Origin of the sequence: Bacillus sp. AFS073361, from assembly GCF_002567005.1 — a bacterium.
Lineage (GTDB): Bacteria > Bacillota > Bacilli > Bacillales > Cytobacillaceae > Neobacillus.
In genome coordinates, this window is record NZ_NUZU01000039.1 from 433,118 (window position 1) to 450,045 (window position 16,928).

Below are 16,928 nucleotides of genomic sequence, written 5' to 3' on the forward strand. Positions count from 1 at the left end.
AATGGATGATGAACAACTCTTAACCTTCATTACTGTTCTTGAGTTAAATAATTATTCGCGTACAGCAGACCACTTGAATTTAACACAGCCTGCGGTAACGGCAAGAATTCAAAAATTAGAAAATGAACTGGACTGTAAATTATTTTACCGCGACGGAAAAAGGATCCTATTGACTAAGGAAGGAACTGCCCTGTATCCATATGCACGTAAAATATTAAACTATGTAAAAGAAGCAAGACAGGTGATTGAAGGTATTAAAACTCCAATGATTACCATTGGATTATCACCTGCTATCTCTGTTTCGATTGTCTTAGAGGTTTTATCACTGCTGCGCAATACAAGTGAGTTTTCGTTTGAACTAGTGGATGCAGCGGACTCTGTAGAAGTTTCTAAAATGATTGAAGATGGGTCAATCGATATAGGGCTGGTAAGAGATGTAATCCCATTTACAAATCTGGAATCTGAATATATTTTTCATGAAAAGCTTGTTTTTATTGTTGGAAAAGACCATCCATTAGTTGGAAAAGCTGAAATTTCCAAAGACGATCTTATTGACCATACGATGATTTGCTATCGTAGGGAAACAGCCTTATGGCGAAAAATTGATGAAAGATTAATCGGAGTAAGAAATCTAAAACGAATTGAAGTTGGCGGATTCGAAATGGTATTATCGATGATTAAAAATAACTGGGGTTTTAGTGTCGTACCAGAACTAATTCTAGCTAATGACACAAATACACACAATAAAGATTTATGTACCGTCCCTTTTGCTGAATTTAAAGATCTCGCTTATAATGTTGCTGGAATATATAAAAAGGATTCTCCAAAATTAGAAAGGCTTCTTCTGTTTCTTCATACTTTTGAAACTACTTTAAAAAATTTAAAAACTATTTAAATATGTATACGCTATCATCAGCAATAACAAAGGACATTCCATATAAACAGAAATGTCCTTTGTTATAAATCTATACCGTTTCTTTAATAAAACTTGCTTTATTTAACCCCAGAAACTCGATAGCATTTTCTCCAAGCATTTTTTATCTTTTCCTCATCCAAAACATTTTCTAGCATTACGACTACATTTCCTGGTAGTGCTTCTCGCAGCAAAAATGTCTAGTCAGTACCCATGATGATGGGATCAGCCCCCAATTTTTCAATCACTAAAATATCATTCTCAATTATTAATGGTTTTTCTACAAAATTAATCTTTTTCATTATTTTTTGTATTACTTTCGGAAAAAAGTAAGCTCCAAAAAAAGCACAAATAAAAGCATGTGACCAAGTTTTTAACCATGCATGTAAAAATGTTCCATCATAACCCTTATTTATTAAGACTAATATTAATGAAATAAAAAAGGACATACTACAAGCCATTAAAAGTGCAAAAATGATATTTTTTATTTAATACTAATATTTATTATTACTCATCTCCTCATCATTTAATTTATCTACATTTTTATCTTCGAATACCTTCATACATATTGTTTCAAATAAGAACAGAACAAATAACAGATATTTCCTGATCTATAGAACCTATAGGTCAAGATAAAAGAACATTCCTATTAAAATGGAATGTTCTTTTATTTGGCCTATTCCGATTCTTTAATAAAACTCTCTCTATTTAATCCTAGAAACTTAATCGCATTTTCTCCAAGCATTTGTTTCTTTTCCACATCCGAAACATTTTCCAACATTTCAACTATTTTCCCCGGCGGTGCTTCCCGCAACATAAATGGATAATCTGTACCCATGATAATATGATCAGCACCAAATTTTCCAAGCATAAATTGGAGATTGCACGGATCGTAAACGAGCGTATCGTAATAGAGTTTCTTCGCATAATAGCTTGGTGGCCGTTCCGTTGTGCGAATATGCGGCCATACTTCCCAGGCTTGGTCGATTCGCGGTAATAAATACGGCAGGGACCCTCCGCCATGGGCAAAGCAGATTTTTAATTTTGGAAATTTATCAAGAATACCGCTGAAGATTAGGCTTCCTGCCGCAAGAGCTGTTTCGGACGGCATTCCGATCGAATACATAAAGTTATGGTTTGGCATTCTCTCTACTCCGACCGTGGCCCATGGATGAACTAAAATGGGTACATCCAATTTTGCCGCTGCCTCCAGAAATCTTTGAATCTCTGGATCATCGAGGGTTTTTCCATTTGCGTTGCTGCCAATTTCAATCCCGATCAGCCCCAGCTCGTTAACTGCTCTTTCCATTTCTGCAATCGCCAAATCCGAATTCTGCAATGGTACCGTTCCAAGGCCGACAAAACGATCAGGATATTGGGCTACTACCGAAGCTATAAAATCATTTTGTGCTTTCGACAGCTCTAAACACTTTTCTACATCTGCCCAATATGTAAACGTAACCGGAATCGGAGATAAAACTTGGACATTGACACCTTCTGCATCCATTTCAGCGAGGCGCTTTTCAGGATTCCAGGCATTCTCGTCGACTTTTCGGAATGACTTTCCATCCTTGTAAATTTCAGCTCCACAGCTGCACGTATGCTTTAAAATCGGAAAACGATCATCCGCATATTTTTCCGCAAAATCAGGAAAATTCTCAGGAATAATATGGGTGTGAAAGTCAACCCGGAAATTCTCACCTTTTGACACGATGCTGCCTCCTTAAAGGTTAATTGTTGATTGATTATTGATTAACTTTTTCCAGGTCTTCCTTTATCAATTTACCAACTTTTCCCCATCCTGGTTTAGGTTTTCCTCCCCATTCATCAAGGGTATGCATGGTTGGTTCTAGACGGCGAGGCTCTCTTGGATTTTCCTCCGGAAATTCTTCCATTCCTTGACTATACTCAATCGTCAAGCCGTCAGGATCCGCAAAATATAGGAAAATGCTACCCGATGGGTGATGTTTTCCTGGCCCAAAAAGAATCGGAACATTGTTATCCTTTAATCTATTAACTTGAATCCCCACATCATCTACACGTTGAGCTTGATAAGCAAGGTGATTCAATTTATTTTCTTTTCCTTTTGTCAGGGCAAAATTATGATGAAATGGAGTTCCAGCTGCCCTTAACCAGGCCCATCCCGTTTCCCTTCCTTGGATATCTGAAATATTGAAGTTCAAAACATTCGTAAAGAAATCAAATAATTCGTCAAATTTATTAGTTTCATAAACGACATGAAGTAGTCTCGTAATTCTGGCCTTCTTAGGAACAAATGGTGTACCCATTTGCATAATTTGCACATAAAATTCATACGTTACGCCTAAATATGGATCTTTAAAACGCAATGTTCTACCTTGGGCCAAATTTTGGCACTCCTCTGCGCTTAATTCGACAGGATTTACACCTTGTTTCGTTAAATGGTCAAACACTGCTTGAAATTGGTCTGCCTTTTCAAGCTCAAATGCTACTCTTTTTAACCCAGGTTCTTCTCCTTGTTCAAGGATTAAATTGTGATGGTCACCGCTGCATCGAAGGTATGCAGCATCAAGAACCCGTTCAACAAATTCCATACCAACAATATTTTCATAAAAATCTACCGATTTATTAAGATCAGTCACGCTTAACACAACATATCCCAACTTTTTATAACGAATCATTCAAAAACCTCCTATATTTGAGGATCTGACCCTCATAGCTTAACAGCGTTAATGTGTTAATTCGTATGAACCCCAATCAAAATCTGACTTCATATTATAAAATGATACTTACTTTTCCGTGCGGGCGGAGACTGTCCAATTTGAGAATGACTTTCTTGGATTGAATCTTTAATTTTCCATTTTCTTTTACCAAAATGTATTCGTTGACCCCGACATAATTGTCCAGTACTTCACGTTTCGTACGGTAGGTAGAGAAATTGCATCTGATTTTTACGGCATCCTCTTCATTATTAACGATTCTTACATTCGTCACATTGTGAAGAGTAGTGGAGTGTGGGTATTCTACATGGGCTTCTCTTTTCAGTAATCGTAACGCCCGCTGTTCTAAACGGGCACGATCATCATGAACAAAGAAAAGCGAGTTTTTAAAATCCGCATCAGGATTTCCGATGGGCGGAATCACATACGTTCCATTGCTTGAGAATAATGCAGCCCACTCCTTTAACTTAAACTCATCAAGAAGCTCCCCCTCATGGAATAAAAAATCTTCAATTTCCTGACGTGTTATGTTCATACTTCCACCTTCCCAGCTTCTTCTTTTTTGCTTTCCGCTGCTGTCATCCGTTTATCCCATTCACGCCAAAATGCACGCATTTGTTCTTCATCCGTCGCTTGGGGAATTTCCCTGTTCATTCCTTTGGAAATATCATTCCATCCGACTTTTTTAGTATTTAAAAAGCCTTCCTGGCATAGTTCAAGTGCTTCATTATCATCCGGAGTCGCAAAACCGCCTGGCCCTAAAAACTCTAAGTAGCTGTCATTCCGGACCACCCTGAAACCGTCTGTTTCATTTATAGGAGATAAAGCATAGGCGGTTACTTGCATATAACCCGGTTCAATAGGATAAAAGGTTCTGATTGCAATCGCCATGATATCATTGATGACTAGGTTAGGGAAAATTAAAATATTGCGGTTCTTTTTCGAAATGCGGTGGGCTCTTTCTTCGCCAAATTTTTCTACTAAGCGAGCATTGTTTTTGTCGATAATTTCTTTCGCCTCTTCACCGTAACCTTCAATCCATTTTCCGATTGGTCTTGGCCACGGGGCATAATATTCCATTACGGCATGTCCATTCCCCAGAGCGCGTGCTTCCCCTGCAAGGCTGTCTTTTTCCATTATTCCGCCGCGGGTCGCAACAATATCAAAATAGGTTTTATGGGTTGGTACCCCGTGGTATAAATCAAAACTATTTTCACAAAGTAATTTCCAGTTCGCTCGTACGCTATATTCTTGGGAATCCTGCAAAACTTCCATTCCAACTTCTGTTTGATCTGCCACCAAGTCGAGATACTCTTTGGCACCTGCCAGGTATTCCTCTAATGATATAGCGTTGTCATCAAAGTTAACGAATACGAAACCGCGGTAACTTTCAAGTCGTTTGACAGCCAGCATATTTTTAGATCCATCGCAGTTATGGTCTTCCAAGAAACCAAATTTATCAGGTAATCCGACTAATTCCCCTTGCGTATTAAAGCTCCACGCATGATAGAAGCAGCGGAATACTTTTGAGTTTCCTTTTCCTTCACGGCATACGAGCGCACCCCGGTGTGGACAGGAGTTATATAATGCCCTTATTACCCCATCATTGCCGCGGGTAAATAAAAGGTTTCGTCCACCAACTTTTCTTCTATGAAAATCGCCTTTATTCGGTACTTCTGATTCATGCCCGATATATAACCAGCATTTATCAAAAATTTCATTGCGTTCGATTTCTAAAATTTCCGGATCAATAAAAACTTCACGATTTACTTTGAATAAACACCTCTGTTGATCATCCTTAAGATAATTGCTCATTGGCTCTCCCCCTAAATAAGTTTTTTTGTAAACCTGCTCATCATCTATGTCAGTTCTGAAAGAGGTTTTAGAAAACCTTAAAATCATTTTTATTACATCGTGCTTCCGTCATTTACACTAATCACTTGGCCCGTAATAAAAGTCGCCTTATCGGAAGCAAGGAATACGACGGCATCCGCCACTTCTTCCGGATTGGTCCCTGTAACCAATACAGTCGCACCTACTTGTGATAAACCAATTGCAACCGCTTTCCCAATTCCTTGTGAAGAACCTGTTACATGGCTACTCTCCCTTCCAAAAGATAGGCTTGTGATTGACTCTACGACTCGACATGCTAATATCACCTCTTTTCCTTGTAATCTCTTTTTTGGTTTGTAAAGAAAATGGTCTGTTTCCTTTTTGTCGTGACAATCAAATACACAAAAACTAACATCATTCCGGATACCTCAACTAAATGTAATCGCATCCAAAACATAACTCAGTGTGCTTAGGTAAACAGCGTTTAATGCATTTTTCCAGATAATATCTGAACATATTGACATTTAAAATTTCAGAATATTATCTTAATTGGTTTAATTTTAAATCTTTTTTTTGTGAAAATCTAATCGAAATATTCTTACCTTTATTGACTAAATTCAAGATTTTATTTATATATAAACATCATGAATACTCTGTTAACCCCTGTGCAAAGAGATGATTTAAAAGGAATAATAATAGATTTCGTTTGTCCTGAGTAAATTTTAAAGACATTTAAATAGTCATGACATAATAAAAAAAGGTAAGGGGAACTCGAAATTATAAAAGGAATAAACTAAAAGAATCTTTATATTTGTTTAAAATCACTTGAAAACTTTACCATATTAAAAACCCCCTTAAGTAGGATTATTAGTCCAACTTAAGGGGGTAACTTCATTAAGTTACCTTTTTCTAATGACTAAAATATTGTTTATTACAGTGTTATTTACTGCTAAAAAAGTTTCCTCCCCTCCGAAAAGTGAACCCGTTACTTTTCCTCCTGGCTCCTATTTGTTGAAACTGGATGAATTACATAATAGAATCCTAAAATATTTTCAATTTCTCCTATGTCTAAATATTCATCTGATAAATCTTTAAGCACTATCTGTGCATCTTGAATATCCAATTTCTCTAGTTTTTCAATGAGTTCAGATACTGTCATTTCTTATTTTCCTCCATTAAAATGAAAAGCTTCCTTTGGAAATTTGCTGACAATTGGGGATTCTAGCATGATTGGAACTCAAGTTATTATCCACCCTGCCGGGATTTCCGGATTCATTCGGCTTGCGGGGGTCCCGCTTCCATTTGTCAGCTACGGGTAAATTTTCTCTAAGTGCGAAACCAATTAAGCAATTCCCACTTGGTTCTATTTCTTATTTGTAAAATCTTTTAAAGAAACCTTTACCGATGTCTGCAATGTTTTTATAATGAGTTTGCACCTGGAAGATTGACCTGAAAACAATGGATTATTATGATAAAAAAATTCGTTAATGTAACGAATAAAATCAGACAGATATAAAAAATACCAATTCAACAAGATGAATGGGTATGCCTTTAAATCTATTTCTACTATGGCTAATAACAACAATATGAGTGAATAACAAGAAGAGGTGTAGCGAACCTCCCTTAAGGGGATGTCAGTACCTCAGGTTTATCGACAAACCCGAATATTTTCGAATTTGTCGACAGTCTGAACTCCCTTTCAAAAAATATAGGGAGTTTTAATTTTTTATTTCTAAGGTTGTGAAAAATTACCTTTATAAAAACAACTAATAGTTTGTCATTTTTCTAGAATACAGTTACTAGACTCATGCTTATTCGTTTATTTTCTATCAGAAACCGGTACACCGGCAACTCCCCAATGAGTTTTTGGCATTTCATTTACCAATACTCGAACGCCAGTTTTTGGTACAACTAATGTTTCAACAACAGTATCAGTAATATTTTCAATTAATGCTTTTATTTTTTCAGGTGGTCTACCTTCCATAATATTTACTTGAATAAGTGGCATGGTAATTCCCCTTTCATAAATTATATTTTCCTATTGTAATATGTTTTAAAATTGCTGATTTATTTACCAACAGAGAAAGTTACTTCGCCCAAGCCATCAAATTTACCTGAAACAACGTCGCCAACTTTTAACAATATTGCACTTGTTAAGGCTCCCGATAATATGATTTCGCCTTTTTTAATTTTATCTCCTTTTCTGGCGAGCATGTTTGCCAATACTGCAATGGCATTGGCAGGATGTCCTAAAACGGCAGCCCCAGCGCCCAATTCTTTAGTTTGTCCATTAATGGATAAAGTCGCCCCTACTAATTCAAGTTCAAAGTCATTTGGTTTTCGAAGTGTGTTACCAAATACGACCCTTGAAGTAGATGCATTATCAGCAATTACATCTGTGTGGGTAAAGTTAAAATTTTCATAGCGGCTATCAATAATTTCAAGTGCAGGTAAAACATACTCTGTTTTAGCTAACACTTGTGAGCCGGTAATTCCAGGTCCTTCAATATCTTCGCCAATCAAAAACGCAATTTCTGCTTCCACTTTTGGATGGATCAGATCAGAAAATGGAAGAACACCACCGTTATCGATCAACATATAATCAAACACATATCCGTAAATTGGCTCAGTAACGCCCATTTGTTCCCACTTCGCCTTGCTTGTTAATCCCATCTTAGGGCCAATGATTCTTCGGCCCTCGTCTAATTTTTTTTGAACAAGCAGTTCCTGTGCCTGATAAGCTTCCTCAACTGTTAAATCAGGTTTAAACGTCTTAGTTACCTTTACAACTTCACGTTTTTCTACTTCCGCAGCAACTAAGTAATCAGCAATTTGTTTAATAATTTCACTTGCCATACCTTTTCCTCCTTTGATCCAGATTCAGTATCTATTTATGCCAATTATTTAAAGTTAACGCTTACTTGACCAAGATGAGCAAATCTTGCTGTAAAATTGTCGCCCGGATTAACGACAACCATGCCGGAAAGTGCACCCGAAAGGATTACTTCACCTGCTTTAAGAGTAATATCATAATCTGCTAAACGATTCGCCAGCCATGCAACACAAGTTGCCGGATTTCCAAGTGCAGCGGCTCCAACACCTGTATTGGCAACTTCACCATTTTGCAAAAGTACCATGCCTATTAATTCCAAATTAATATCTTGAATTTTTGTAGGCTTGCCACCCAATACAAATAATCCGGATGAAGCATTATCAGCGACCGTGTCTGGTAGCTTAATTTTCCAATCTTGTATCCGACTATCTACAATTTCTAAAGCAGGAACAACATAATCTGTTGCTTGTAGCACATCAAGAACAGTTACACTCGGACCTTTTAAATCTTTCTTTAAAATAAATGCAATTTCACCTTCTACTTTCGGCTGAAGCATGTTTTCACAAAAAATAGTACCTCCATTTTCAACGACCATGCTGTCTAATAGATGTCCATAGTCAGGCTCATCAACACCCAACATTTTTTGTACGGCAACAGAGGTTAATCCAATTTTTTTGCCAACAATTTTCTGTCCTTCAGCTAGCTTCTTTTTAATATTTTCCAATTGAATATAATATGCCTTATCTACAGTAATTTCTGGATCTACCACAGTTAGCGGATTAATTCCAACGCGTTTTTTTTCAGCTTCTAATAATTTAGCAGCAAACTTTTCAATTTTACTAGTCAATTGAATATATCCTTTCTATTATAAATGTATTTTGACACTGTTTAGTATAAGCTGAGAAACATTCAAAAAAGTTGCACGGTATATCTTATTTAAACCGTGCAATATATCCATGTTAAAAAAAAAATTAAAGTTTAACACAAATATTAGATATTTCAGTGTAGAATTCCCAACTGTGACTACCGCCAACACGACCTAGTCCACTGTCTTTCGTACCTCCGAATGGAGTTCTAAGATCACGTACAAACCAGCAGTTGATGTAAGATAAACCTGATACAATTTTTTGGGCTACACGGTGTGCACGACGGATATCGTTAGTCCAGATTGTGTTACTTAAGCCCATCCGAGTGTCGTTTGCTGCCGAAATCACTTCTTCTTCTGTGTCAAATGGAATAACTGTAACAACCGGTCCAAAGATTTCTTCACGAACACAACGAGATCTGTCATCTAGACCAGTAATGATGGTTGGTTCTATGAAATATCCTTTATCCAAACCATCAGGGCGCTTACCTCCTGTAACGAAAGTACCGCCTTCTTCTTCAGCAATTTTCAGGTAGCTCATTACTTTATCATAGTGTACTTTGGCGACTAATGCGCCTTGATCATTGCTCATATCAAATGGATCGCCAACTTTTAATTCTCTTGTTTTAGATGCAAATCTTTCTACGAATTCATCAAAAATTGGACGTTCAACATAGATTCTTGAACCGCAGACACAAACTTCCCCTTGATTTGTAAAACTTGATCTAATGGTTGTTGCCACTACTTCATCAATTTCGACATCTGCAAAGATAATGTTAGGGTTTTTACCGCCTAATTCGAAAGAAAGCTTTTTTAGTGTAGGCGCAGCTTCTTCCATGATTTTAGCACCTGTAGATACTTGCCCGATAAAACCGATACCAGCAATGTCAGGGTGTTTGTTGATTGCACTTCCAGCACCAGGTCCAAAACCGTGAACCAAGTTTACAACTCCATCCGGAACACCAGCTTCTTTAAGAATTTCCATTAATCTTGTTGCAGTCATCGGGGTTATTTCAGATGGCTTAATCACTACTGTACATCCTGCAGCCAAAGCTGGAGCTAATTTCCATGTTAATAAGAATAATGGAAGATTCCATGGCTGGATTAATCCAACTACTCCAATCGGGCGGCGATATCCGTAGTTAAGCGCATAGTGAGTTTCATCTTGGTATGCCTCTGTTCCTATAGAAATCATGTAATCAGCAAAAAAATGGAAGTTTGCTGCTGCACGAGGAGCATCAACGTGACGTGAGAATTTAAGGTGCTTACCAGTATCTAATGATTCTAATTGTGCGATTTCTTCTTGTCTTGCTTCAAGAATGTCACCAACTTTGCGGATAATTCTTGAACGTTCATTTACAGTCATTTTTCCCCATTGGCCCTCTTCAAAAGCACGTTTAGCAGCTTTAACAGCTAAATCAATATCTGCCGCGTTTCCTTCTGCAACTGTACCATAAACTTCCTCAGTTACAGGATTCACGTTATTAAACGTTTTTCCATCTACAGATTCAACAAATTTACCGTCGATATAATGTAAACAATCAAATGGTTTTACGATAGGTTCAACTACTGTTTTAGTTTCGACTTGCGCCATTCATAATTCCTCCTTGGTTTTGATTTTAATATTTTCTAAATATAGCGTTAATGCTTACATGTTTTATGTTAATGCTTATTTGTTAATGGAACTTTCCACTTCACTTAAAAGATTTAAAAAAGTGTGCGTCTTACCCAACCTAAATTATAAGATAATGCTTACTTGTCCGTGCGGAAGGAGGCTGTCTAGTTTTAGGATGACTTTCTTGGATTGAATCTTTAATTCTTCTTTTTCTTTTACCAAGATGTATTCGTTGACTCCGACGTAATTGTCGAGCACTTCACGTTTTGTGGGATAGGTTGAGTATATGCAGCTTACCTTACGGCATCCCCTTCATTACTAACGATTCTTACATTCGTGATATTGTGAAGAGTAGTTGAATGCGGATATTCTACCCGGACCTCTTTTTCAATAATCGTAACGCCCCTGTTTTTGACGGGCTCGATTTTCATGAACGAAGAAATTTTTAAAAGTCCGCATCAGAATTTCCGATGGTCGGAATCACATACGTTCCATTGCTTGCGAATAATGTAGCCCACTCCTTTAGCTTAAACTCATCATGAGGTTTCGCCTCATGGACTAAAAGATCCTCAATTTCCTGACGTGTTATGTTCATACTTTCACCTTCCCAGCTTCTTCATTTTTGCTTTCCGCTGCTGTCCTCCGTTTATCCCATTCAAGCCAAAAGGAACGCATTTGTTCTTCATCCGTCGCTTGGAGAATTTCCCTGTTCATTCCTTCTTGTCGTGACTATCAAATGCACGAAAACTAGCATCGAACCCGGGCACCTCAGCCAAATGTAATCGCATCCAAAAGTTAAAGCCAATGTGCTAAGGTAATCAGCGTTTATTGTATATTTCAGATAATATCAATATCTAAAAATGTTAATATTTAAATATATCGGAATATTATCTTGATTAACTTAATTTTAAATCTTTTCCCCATGTAATTCTAATCGAAATAATCTTTCTTCTAGAGCCAAAATTCAAGATTTTTTTAATATATAAACACAATAAATACATTGTTAATTCTAATGCAAGGAAATGTTTTAATAGGAATAATGAATAGACTTCGTTGTCCTGAGTGAGTTCTAAAAAACGTTTAATTAAAAAAGGGTAAGCGGAGTGGAAATAAAAATAAAACTACGAATAAATAAAAAGACATCTTTCTATATAAATCATTCCAAATTTATTTTTTTCCAAAAAAAAAGCCGTTCTCCCTATAAAATGTACCCTAATAGAGTACTTAAAAAAAGTCTACCTAAAAAGAGAAGGGCAAATTCGCAAGAGACATTTTGTTGCTGTTTGTACCATCTTGTTTTCTCCTCCTAATATGGCTCTGATTTTCTAAATAAGAATTATTAATTAATACAGTAATATTTTCTCCTTATAGATCCCGTTATTGACTTACAACTATAAAAAATATTTTTAAAAAACCGCCTTTTTATAAATTATATTCTATTAGATATTTCAATAGCTATTTATTACAATATAAACATTCGGAAAATTCTCATATATTTAAAATATTTATTTTCTGAATGCTTAAGACAAGGGAATTCTTAAAGTTATTGGAAGACTTAGGGTTATATAAAAAAGGGGGGCAATGAATATGCCATTATTAATGGTTGCACTTGGAGTTATTCTACTAATCATTTTAATCACGGGCTTCAAATTAAACGCTTTCATTCCATTGATTATTGTTTCGTTTGTTGTGGCGCTGGCATTAGGGATGCCGCTAGGTGACATAGTCACTTCAGTAGAAGCTGGATTAGACAGTACTTTAGGATACATAGCGCTAATCTTAGGTTTCGGAGCGATGATTGGTCGTTTGATCGCTTATGCAGGTGGAGTCTATCGAATTTCAATGACATTAATCGATAAGTTTGGAAGCAGGAATGTGCATTTACGACATATACGATTCTTTCATCAGTAGCATCAATTGTTGGAATTATTCTTCTTAATGGATACTTCTGTCATATTAGCTGGTGTAACCATTGTAGCTATCCTAATTGCTGCAGTTGTTATTCACACGATTGAAGGGGCTGGAAACAAGAAGAAGCAAATTAAAAATATTTCTGTTTAATCTTTATATATTTACATAACACCAAGAGAAAGCTATCTGATAAATTCCTTTCACAATGAAGTTACTTATAAAATTAAATAGCAAGATGCTTCCTATTTTTAATAGACTTTCTATTCTAATTATGAAAAATGAAGAAAATATAATACGAAATGAGGTTTTTAAATGAAGATCATCACAGTACTTGGAGCAGGTATAATGGGTCATGGCGTTGCTCAATTACTTGCACAAGCAGGATATATTGTACGTATTCAAGCTAGACGCGAGACATCATTGGAAACAGCAAAAAAAATGATTACGAACAGCTTGAAAATTATGGTTGATAAAGGCATGCTGTCACAAGAAAAAATGGAGCAGACTTTGGATAATATTAAATATACAACAGATTTACTTGAAGCGATCCAGGATACTGATTTTATTCTAGAATCTATTCCAGAAGTGCTTGAGACAAAATTAGATACTTACGAGATTATTGAAAGCATTGTCTCTGAAAAAACGATTATTGCATCTAATACATCTACTTTCCCATTAAAAGAATTAACACAAAGAGCAAAACATCCGGGAAGATTTATCATTACACACTACTTTAACCCTCCACAACTTGTACCAATTGTAGAAATTGCTAAATTTGAGAAGACAGATGAAAATGTCATAAAAGTAACTTATGACCTAATGAAAGAAATCGGTAAAACTCCAGTAGTACTGAAAAAAGAGATTACCGGCTTTATCGTTAACCGCATACAAGTAGCCTTTCTACGGGAATGCTTCAACTTAATTGAATTGGGAGTATGTACGGCAGAAGATATTGATATCGCTGTCAGAGGAAGCATGGGCTTTAAATGGGCTTTCTGCGGACCAATGGAAAGTCAGGATTTAGCAGGTCTGCAAACAACACAAGCTATGGTATACAACATCGAGCAGGATTTATCGAATACAAGAGAAGTTCCTAAATTCTTAAAAGAAATGGTCGAAAAAAGTGAATATGGTATTCGTTCAAATAAAGGTTTCTATGAATACGATGATAATGGGGCAAAAGCAATTTATACACGTGATGATAATTTCCTAGATCTTCTAAAATTAATTCAAGACAAAGAAGGAAAAAACAGCATCAGCAGTTAAATAAGCAATGTGACAGTTTAAAAATAATAAGATAGAAGTTGGTTTAGCCGGCTTCTTTTTTTTGCTCCGTACAGCGTCTCCGCTATATACCAACAAAAAAAGCCTATCAAATAATATAATTTGATAGACATTTCACCTTACATGTTATTTGTTTGTAATAGGTAATGGAGCCCTTTAATATTTTTCTACTTATTTTTTGAATGGATAAATTCTTTTTCAACAGAAAGTTGTAAGCTGGATACCATGTTGTTAACTGCACTAAACAGAGCTTTTACTGAGGAGGTCATAATATCCGTATCAATTCCGCATCCCCAATATACAGCACCATTCCTTGCGGTAATTCCTACATAAGATACAGCGTTTGATCCTGAACCTATCTCCAGCGCATGCTGCTTATAGACCAAATCTTTATAATCGATACCCAGTTGGGTTTGAAGAGCGTTGCTGACAGCATCAAGTCTTCCATTTCCCACACCAGTAAATTTATGTTCTTCATTATTCATCCGGATCGATACAATCGTTTCGTAATAACCATTTTGAGTGTATTTATAACTGATGAATTCGATAGGGGTGTTAATATTTACATATTCATTGATGAAAATATCATAGATTTCATTGGGCATAAGTTCCTTGTGCTTATGATCTGAAACATTTTTCACACAATATCCAAAGCTCTCACGCATTTCGGTAGGTAGGTCAATTCCATACTTTCGCTTAAGGATATAACCGATTCCTCCCTTACCGGATTGACTGTTAATTCGGATGATGTCTCCTTCATATTCTCTTCCTATATCCATCGGATCAATTAATAGATAAGGTACAGTCCAATACTGACGTTCTGCTTCCTCTCGCCATTTCATACCTTTGGCAATGGCATCTTGATGGGAACCTGAAAATGCAGTAAAGACAAGTTCACCGCCATATGGGTGTCTTTCGTGAACCTTCATTCTTGTTAATTTTTCATATTTGGAAATAATAGTAGGGATATCTTCAAAATTCAGCTTGGGATCTACCCCATGGGAATACATGTTTAATGCCAGCGTTACGATGTCCACGTTCCCTGTTCTTTCTCCATTTCCGAACAATGTTCCTTCGACTCTTTGCGCTCCGGCAAGCATTCCTAGCTCAGCATCTGCTACCCCAGTTCCTCTGTCATTGTGCGGATGAAGTGATAGGATTACATTATCTCGGTAGCTCAAATTGTCACTCATATACTCAATTTGACTTGCGTAAACGTGAGGCATGGACATTGATACCGTAGCTGGTAGATTGATAATTACATTGTTACCAGCTGTCGGCTGCCAAATATCAAGTACCTTGTTGCAAATTTCAAGTGCAAACTCCACTTCTGTACCCGTGAAGCTTTCAGGAGAATACTGAAATTGGAAATTCCCTTCGGTTTCAGCAGCATATTTCTTTAGTATTTTTGCTCCAGTTACAGCAATATTAATAATTTCTTCCTTAGATTTTCTAAATACTTGCTTACGCTGTGCTATAGATGTGGAATTGTACAAGTGCACCACTGCTTTATTCGCACCCTGTAACGCTTCAAATGTTTTTTTGATAATATGTTCTCTTGACTGTGTTAAAACTTGAATTTTCACATCATCCGGAATCAAATTTTCTTCAATTAATGTACGTAAAAAAGCAAATTCAGTTTCCGAGGCAGCTGGAAAGCCTACTTCAATTTCCTTGAAACCTACTTGTAAAAGCAACTGAAAATATTCTAACTTTTCCTCTAGACTCATTGGGACGACCAAAGCCTGATTCCCATCACGTAGATCAACACTACACCAGGTAGGAGCTTCTGTAATATACTCCTTCTCTGTCCATTTCAAGCATTGCACTGGGGGCATAAAGTAACCCCTAGAATATTTATCGATATTTTTCATCCCGACTCCCACCTTTTCAATTGTAATTGTTAATTTATTTAAAATAAAAAAGCCCCGTCTCTATAAAAATATAGAGACGAGGCATTGCTCGCGGTACCACTCTAATTGATTAATCATAATAATATTAACCCACTCATTTTCAGTGGCAATCACCACCTATCTACATAACGGTAGAAAACCGACATCCCCTACTGATTAAGTTCAGGGAGTAGCTCTTGGATGAGTTCAAAGGCAATAACTACCGATTCTCACCAACCATCGGCTCTCTAACAAGTTTATAATTCCTTTTACTATTTCCAATCTTTGCTTAATATTTAATTAAATTCGATAATATATCGATAAACTCGAGTTGTCAATACCAAATTTACTGAAAATAAAGATTAATATGAATTAATATCACTTCTTTAAAAGAAAACCCCTATATTAATACCTTCCTTTAGTACTTCTAATTTTTACTTTTGCTTTCATTTGTGCCATTTGATCACACCTGTTTCAAAGTATTAATAGAATCAATATGGACAGGAAGATTCGACCTTAAAAACACATTATTTATCAGAGATGACTATTTGAAAAAGGACTATTCAAGTTGATCCAATTAGTAGGAAGCACCATTGTTTTATAACTTTTGTCTTAAGTTCCTTACATCCTAGATTTGTAAAATATCTGACAACTTCCAACTAAGAAAAAATATTATAAAAATCTTTGATTGACCTTTTGCTGGACCTGGGATACCCCCTCCTTTTTTTAACTAGTCATATGTCATTTAGTCTTGTCTATAAATATCTAATAATATCATCTCCGTGAGCAAGTTGTGACCAAAGGTGTGACCATTTTTCTTAGTTTAATTAATGGTATTAAACTAGTTATTGAAGAGGTGGATACAAACCTCCTCTTCTATTTTAGTAGGACTTAATCCTGAATTACAAGATAGCCAAATTATGTTGGAATGAGAAGAAGTTTCAAAAGAAAAAGAAATTCTTAACCTTGGTCAGAGCCTTTTCTTGTCCTGCTATTGCTTTTACTGTCCGCTGTTTATCCCCGGTAATCAAGATTACTTCTATTCCTATACCTTTAAGGCGGCTTATGGCTGATTTTGATGTT

17 protein-coding genes, 2 pseudogenes and 1 other annotated feature are annotated in these 16,928 nt (G+C 36.3%); of the genes and pseudogenes, 5 read left to right on the forward strand and 14 right to left on the reverse strand.

Going from position 1 to position 16,928, the window contains the following annotated elements; all coding sequences use genetic code 11:
• Position 1: 1 nt before the first annotated feature.
• The gene (locus tag COJ96_RS22425; RefSeq protein WP_098576002.1) at positions 2-895 is read left to right on the forward strand and encodes a LysR family transcriptional regulator; all 894 of its coding nucleotides are present in this window, start codon (positions 2-4) and stop codon (positions 893-895) included.
• Positions 896-1,113: 218 nt separating this feature from the next.
• On the opposite strand, the gene COJ96_RS22430 is transcribed toward COJ96_RS22425, so the two are convergent.
• From COJ96_RS22430 to COJ96_RS28850, 7 genes are all read right to left on the reverse strand, one after another.
• Positions 1,114-1,401 carry a DUF2798 domain-containing protein gene (locus COJ96_RS22430; RefSeq protein ID WP_483861186.1) on the reverse strand — a complete coding sequence of 96 codons (288 nt, stop codon included), beginning with the start codon at positions 1,399-1,401 and terminating at the stop codon, positions 1,114-1,116.
• A 188-nt stretch (positions 1,402-1,589) separates the two neighbouring features.
• Positions 1,590-2,624 carry an amidohydrolase family protein gene (locus COJ96_RS22435; RefSeq protein WP_098576004.1) on the reverse strand — a complete coding sequence of 345 codons (1,035 nt, stop codon included), beginning with the start codon at positions 2,622-2,624 and terminating at the stop codon, positions 1,590-1,592.
• A gap of 34 nt (positions 2,625-2,658) precedes the next feature.
• A complete protein-coding gene (locus COJ96_RS22440; RefSeq protein ID WP_098576005.1) occupies positions 2,659-3,573 on the reverse strand; it encodes a VOC family protein in 915 nt (304 codons plus the stop codon).
• 94 nt (positions 3,574-3,667) lie between these two features.
• Entirely contained in the window at positions 3,668-4,147 is a 480-nt protein-coding gene (locus COJ96_RS22445; protein WP_098576006.1) for an aromatic-ring-hydroxylating dioxygenase subunit beta, read from the reverse strand.
• Complete coding sequence (locus COJ96_RS22450; RefSeq protein WP_098576007.1) at positions 4,144-5,427, reverse strand: aromatic ring-hydroxylating oxygenase subunit alpha; 1,284 nt, start codon at positions 5,425-5,427, stop codon at positions 4,144-4,146. The genes COJ96_RS22445 and COJ96_RS22450 overlap by 4 nt, the downstream gene beginning before the upstream one ends.
• Positions 5,428-5,519: 92 nt before the next feature.
• Positions 5,520-5,771, reverse strand: coding sequence for an SDR family oxidoreductase (locus tag COJ96_RS22455; RefSeq protein WP_257148598.1), 252 nt, complete (start codon positions 5,769-5,771; stop codon positions 5,520-5,522).
• A gap of 659 nt (positions 5,772-6,430) precedes the next feature.
• Positions 6,431-6,604: a hypothetical protein gene (locus tag COJ96_RS28850; protein WP_180230215.1), complete on the reverse strand. Its 174-nt coding sequence runs from the start codon at positions 6,602-6,604 to the stop codon at positions 6,431-6,433.
• Positions 6,605-6,644: 40 nt separating this feature from the next.
• On the opposite strand from COJ96_RS28850, the pseudogene COJ96_RS22460 reads away from it, so the two are divergent.
• Positions 6,645-6,764 (forward strand): annotated as a pseudogene (locus tag COJ96_RS22460) (cell division protein FtsW); the annotation flags it as partial.
• A 500-nt stretch (positions 6,765-7,264) separates the two neighbouring features.
• Here the strand turns inward: COJ96_RS22460 and COJ96_RS22465 are convergent.
• The 6 genes from COJ96_RS22465 to COJ96_RS29380 form a co-directional block, all read right to left on the reverse strand.
• Positions 7,265-7,474 (reverse strand): 4-oxalocrotonate tautomerase, encoded by a 210-nt coding sequence (locus COJ96_RS22465; protein WP_257148613.1) that lies wholly within the window; start codon positions 7,472-7,474, stop codon positions 7,265-7,267.
• 38 nt (positions 7,475-7,512) lie between these two features.
• Complete coding sequence (locus tag COJ96_RS22470; RefSeq protein ID WP_098576010.1) at positions 7,513-8,301, reverse strand: 2-keto-4-pentenoate hydratase; 789 nt, start codon at positions 8,299-8,301, stop codon at positions 7,513-7,515.
• A gap of 44 nt (positions 8,302-8,345) precedes the next feature.
• A complete protein-coding gene (locus COJ96_RS22475; RefSeq protein WP_098576011.1) occupies positions 8,346-9,125 on the reverse strand; it encodes a 2-keto-4-pentenoate hydratase in 780 nt (259 codons plus the stop codon).
• Positions 9,126-9,249: 124 nt separating this feature from the next.
• The gene (locus COJ96_RS22480) at positions 9,250-10,737 is read right to left on the reverse strand and encodes an aldehyde dehydrogenase (protein ID WP_098576012.1); all 1,488 of its coding nucleotides are present in this window, start codon (positions 10,735-10,737) and stop codon (positions 9,250-9,252) included.
• A gap of 466 nt (positions 10,738-11,203) precedes the next feature.
• A complete protein-coding gene (locus COJ96_RS28855) occupies positions 11,204-11,353 on the reverse strand; it encodes a nuclear transport factor 2 family protein (protein ID WP_180230216.1) in 150 nt (49 codons plus the stop codon).
• Entirely contained in the window at positions 11,350-11,472 is a 123-nt protein-coding gene (locus tag COJ96_RS29380) for a hypothetical protein (protein ID WP_257148599.1), read from the reverse strand. The genes COJ96_RS28855 and COJ96_RS29380 overlap by 4 nt, the downstream gene beginning before the upstream one ends.
• An 873-nt stretch (positions 11,473-12,345) precedes the next feature.
• Here COJ96_RS29380 and COJ96_RS22485 point away from each other — a divergent pair.
• The 3 genes and pseudogenes from COJ96_RS22485 to COJ96_RS22490 form a co-directional block, all read left to right on the forward strand.
• Positions 12,346-12,636 (forward strand): annotated as a pseudogene (locus COJ96_RS22485) (GntT/GntP/DsdX family permease); the annotation flags it as partial.
• 42 nt (positions 12,637-12,678) lie between these two features.
• Positions 12,679-12,819 carry a hypothetical protein gene (locus COJ96_RS28860; RefSeq protein ID WP_180230217.1) on the forward strand — a complete coding sequence of 47 codons (141 nt, stop codon included), beginning with the start codon at positions 12,679-12,681 and terminating at the stop codon, positions 12,817-12,819.
• A 162-nt stretch (positions 12,820-12,981) separates the two neighbouring features.
• Positions 12,982-13,935: a 3-hydroxyacyl-CoA dehydrogenase family protein gene (locus COJ96_RS22490; protein ID WP_098576014.1), complete on the forward strand. Its 954-nt coding sequence runs from the start codon at positions 12,982-12,984 to the stop codon at positions 13,933-13,935.
• 185 nt (positions 13,936-14,120) lie between these two features.
• Here the strand turns inward: COJ96_RS22490 and COJ96_RS22495 are convergent, their stop codons facing one another.
• Positions 14,121-15,827: a 2-isopropylmalate synthase gene (locus COJ96_RS22495; protein ID WP_098576015.1), complete on the reverse strand. Its 1,707-nt coding sequence runs from the start codon at positions 15,825-15,827 to the stop codon at positions 14,121-14,123.
• A 69-nt stretch (positions 15,828-15,896) separates the two neighbouring features.
• Positions 15,897-16,140: a binding site (T-box leader), on the reverse strand.
• Positions 16,141-16,928: the final 788 nt, after the last annotated feature.